A 3,493-nucleotide genomic window follows, 5' to 3' on the forward strand; every position below is an offset into this window, starting at 1 on the left:
TGGATGCCTTGGCAGTAAGAGGCGATGAAGGACGTGATACTCTGCGATAAGTCATGGGGAGCTGAGAATAAGCTTTGATCCATGAATTTCCGAATGGGGCAACCCACCTGACAGTTGATTATAATAGCCTTCGGGCATTTTATAGTTGGCTGAAACAGGTACTTATTACCTGAATATATAGGGTTTTAAGAGCAAACCCGGGGAACTGAAACATCTAAGTACCCGGAGGAAAGGACATCAATAGAGACTCCCCTAGTAGCGGCGAGCGAACGGGGACCAGCCGAGCCATGAGAGTGACCAGAACTGTTTGGAAAAGCAGACCATAGTGGGTGACAGTCCCGTATGGGTAGCTCGATTGGACGTATTAAGTAGGGCGGGACACGTGAAATCCTGTCTGAAGATCGGGGGACCACCCCCGAAGGCTAAGTACTCCTTACTGACCGATAGCGAACCAGTACCGTGAGGGAAAGGTGAAAAGCACCCCGACGAGGGGAGTGAAACAGTACCTGAAACCGAACGCCTACAATCAGTTGGAGGGCCCTTGCGGCCTGACAGCGTACCTTTTGTATAATGGGTCATCGACTTGGTCTCACAAGCAAGCTTAAGCCGTTAGGTGTAGGCGCAGCGAAAGCGAGTCTTAATAGGGCGCATGAGTTTGTGGGATCAGACCCGAAACCGAGTGATCTAGGCATGACCAGGATGAAGGTAAGGTAACACTTACTGGAGGTCCGAACCCACACCTGTTGAAAAAGGTCGGGATGAGTTGTGCCTAGGGGTGAAAGGCCAATCAAACTCGGAGATAGCTGGTTCTCCGCGAAATCTATTTAGGTAGAGCGTCGTCCGAATACCCTCGGGGGTAGAGCACTGGATGGGTAATGGGGTCCCACAGACTTACTGATCCTAACCAAACTCCGAATACCGAGGAGTACTAGACGGCAGACACACTGCGGATGCTAACGTCCGTAGTGAAGAGGGAAACAACCCTGACCTCCAGCTAAGGCCCCTAATTCATGGCTAAGTGGGAAAGCAGGTGAGACGGCCAAAACAACCAGGAGGTTGGCTTAGAAGCAGCCATCCTTTAAAGATAGCGTAACAGCTCACTGGTCTAATTTAGCTGTCTTGCGGCGAAGATGTAACGGGGCTCAAGCCATGAGCCGAAGCTGAGGATGCACATAGTGCATGGTAGCGGAGCGTAGTGTGACATAGGACTTCGTCTTTACTGATCTTTTGCAGGACCAATTTTGGATACCGGGTGTTCGCACTCAAGTAGCCGAAGGCGGTAGTGCAAATAAGAGGTCAGAAAAGACGTTAGTCTTTTCTGTGAAGCCGGGGCGTGAGCCATCCGGTGGAGAGATCACTAGTGAGAATGATGACATGAGTAGCGACAAAGGGAGTGAGAGACTCCCTCGCCGAAAGTCCAAGGGTTCCTGCTTAAAGCTAATCTGAGCAGGGTAAGCCGACCCCTAAGGCGAGGCCGAAAGGCGTAGTCGATGGGAATCAGGTTAATATTCCTGAGCCAGTAGGATGTGACGGATTGCGACGGTTGTTCCTCCTTATCGGATTGGAGGGGCCGCTTAGCAGTTCCTGGAAATAGCCCTACATGAGATCGTACCCTAAACCGACACAGGTGGACTGGTAGAGAATACCAAGGCGCTTGAGAGAACGATGTTGAAGGAACTCGGCAAAATACCTCCGTAAGTTCGCGAGAAGGAGGCCCGGTAGATACGCAAGTATTTGCCGGGGGCACAAACCAGGGGGTGGCGACTGTTTACTAAAAACACAGGGCTCTGCGAAGTCGCAAGACGACGTATAGGGTCTGACGCCTGCCCGGTGCCTGAAGGTTAAAAGGAGGGGTGCAAGCTCTGAATTGAAGCCCAGGTAAACGGCGGCCGTAACTATAACGGTCCTAAGGTAGCGAAATTCCTTGTCGGGTAAGTTCCGACCTGCACGAATGGCGTAACGACTTCCCCGCTGTCTCCAACATCGACTCAGCGAAATTGAATTGCCTGTCAAGATGCAGGCTTCCCGCGGTTAGACGGAAAGACCCCGTGCACCTTTACTACAGCTTCACACTGGCATTAGGCCGAACATGTGCAGGATAGGTGGTGGGCTTTGAAGCAGGGACGCTAGTCCCTGTGGAGCCTCCCTTGAGATACCACCCTTGTTCTGCTTGATGTCTAACCGCGCACCGTTATCCGGTGCCGGGACCCTGTGTGGCGGGTAGTTTGACTGGGGCGGTCGCCTCCTAAAGCGTAACGGAGGCGCGCGAAGGTTGGCTCAGAGCGGTCGGAAATCGCTCGTTGAGTGCAATGGCAGAAGCCAGCCTGACTGCGAGACTGACAAGTCGAGCAGAGACGAAAGTCGGCCATAGTGATCCGGTGGTCCCAAGTGGGAGGGCCATCGCTCAACGGATAAAAGGTACGCCGGGGATAACAGGCTGATACTGCCCAAGAGTCCATATCGACGGCAGTGTTTGGCACCTCGATGTCGGCTCATCTCATCCTGGGGCTGGAGCAGGTCCCAAGGGTACGGCTGTTCGCCGTTTAAAGAGGTACGTGAGCTGGGTTTAGAACGTCGTGAGACAGTTCGGTCCCTATCTGCCGTGGGTGTAGGATACTTGAGAAGAGTTGCCCCTAGTACGAGAGGACCGGGGTGAACGAACCACTGGTGGACCAGTTGTCGTGCCAACGGCAGTGCTGGGTAGCTATGTTCGGACAGGATAACCGCTGAAGGCATCTAAGCGGGAAGCCCCCTTCAAAACAAGGTATCCCTGAGGGCCGTGGTAGACCACCACGTCGATAGGCTGGAGATGTAAGCGCAGCAATGCGTTCAGTTGACCAGTACTAATTGCCCGATAGGCTTGATTTGATCCAGTAGAAGTCAGACCTTCTGCGATTAATCAAAAGCATACACAACATAACAGTGTATCAATACTCTTGGACTTCATTGATATCTCTCTGCTTTTTCCTCGGTCTGGTGGTCATAGCGCGAGCAAAACACCTGGTCCCATCCCGAACCCAGCCGTTAAGTGCCGTTGCGCTGATGGTACTGCGTCTTAAGACGTGGGAGAGTAAGTCGCCGCCAGACCTAGAAAAAAGCAGATACGATGACACATAAAAAAACCCGGGCGCCAATCGGCGACCCGGGTTTTTCCTTGTCCGGAAACTCCTCAAATATACACACACCCAAGGGCCCGAAAACAAGGCCCGACCGCCCCCGGCGCCCCCATGCCCGCGCCCCCATGCCCGCTCATCGTCCCGCGCCACGATCGCGATCCCCTGGCGCACGGCGGGCCAGCCCAGGCAGCTGACATCCTCACAACGCGCTCACAGCCGCCTCGCGCGCGCCGCCAGCGCCACACACACAACCGCACACCACGCCAAAAAAGACAAACGCAGAAAATACAGGACCGCGGAGCGAGCGCGGGGGGCGGCTCGCCGGGGCTGCCGATGCGACGCCAAGACAAGAAGACACGCAACACAGCGAGCCAAAA

At 54.2% G+C, this 3,493-nt stretch carries 2 rRNA genes (1 of these 2 cut by a window edge); both read left to right on the top strand.

Features of this window, described 5'->3' with window-relative positions:
• Nucleotides 1–2,868 (top strand): 23S ribosomal RNA (locus DL237_RS20215); it begins 25 nt to the left of the window's first position.
• A 104-nt stretch (nucleotides 2,869–2,972) separates the two neighbouring features.
• Nucleotides 2,973–3,087 (top strand): 5S ribosomal RNA (rrf, locus tag DL237_RS20220).
• The last annotated feature ends 406 nt before the right edge of the window (nucleotides 3,088–3,493 follow it).

Source organism: Pseudooceanicola sediminis (assembly GCF_003575965.1).
Lineage (GTDB): Bacteria > Pseudomonadota > Alphaproteobacteria > Rhodobacterales > Rhodobacteraceae > Pseudooceanicola > Pseudooceanicola sediminis.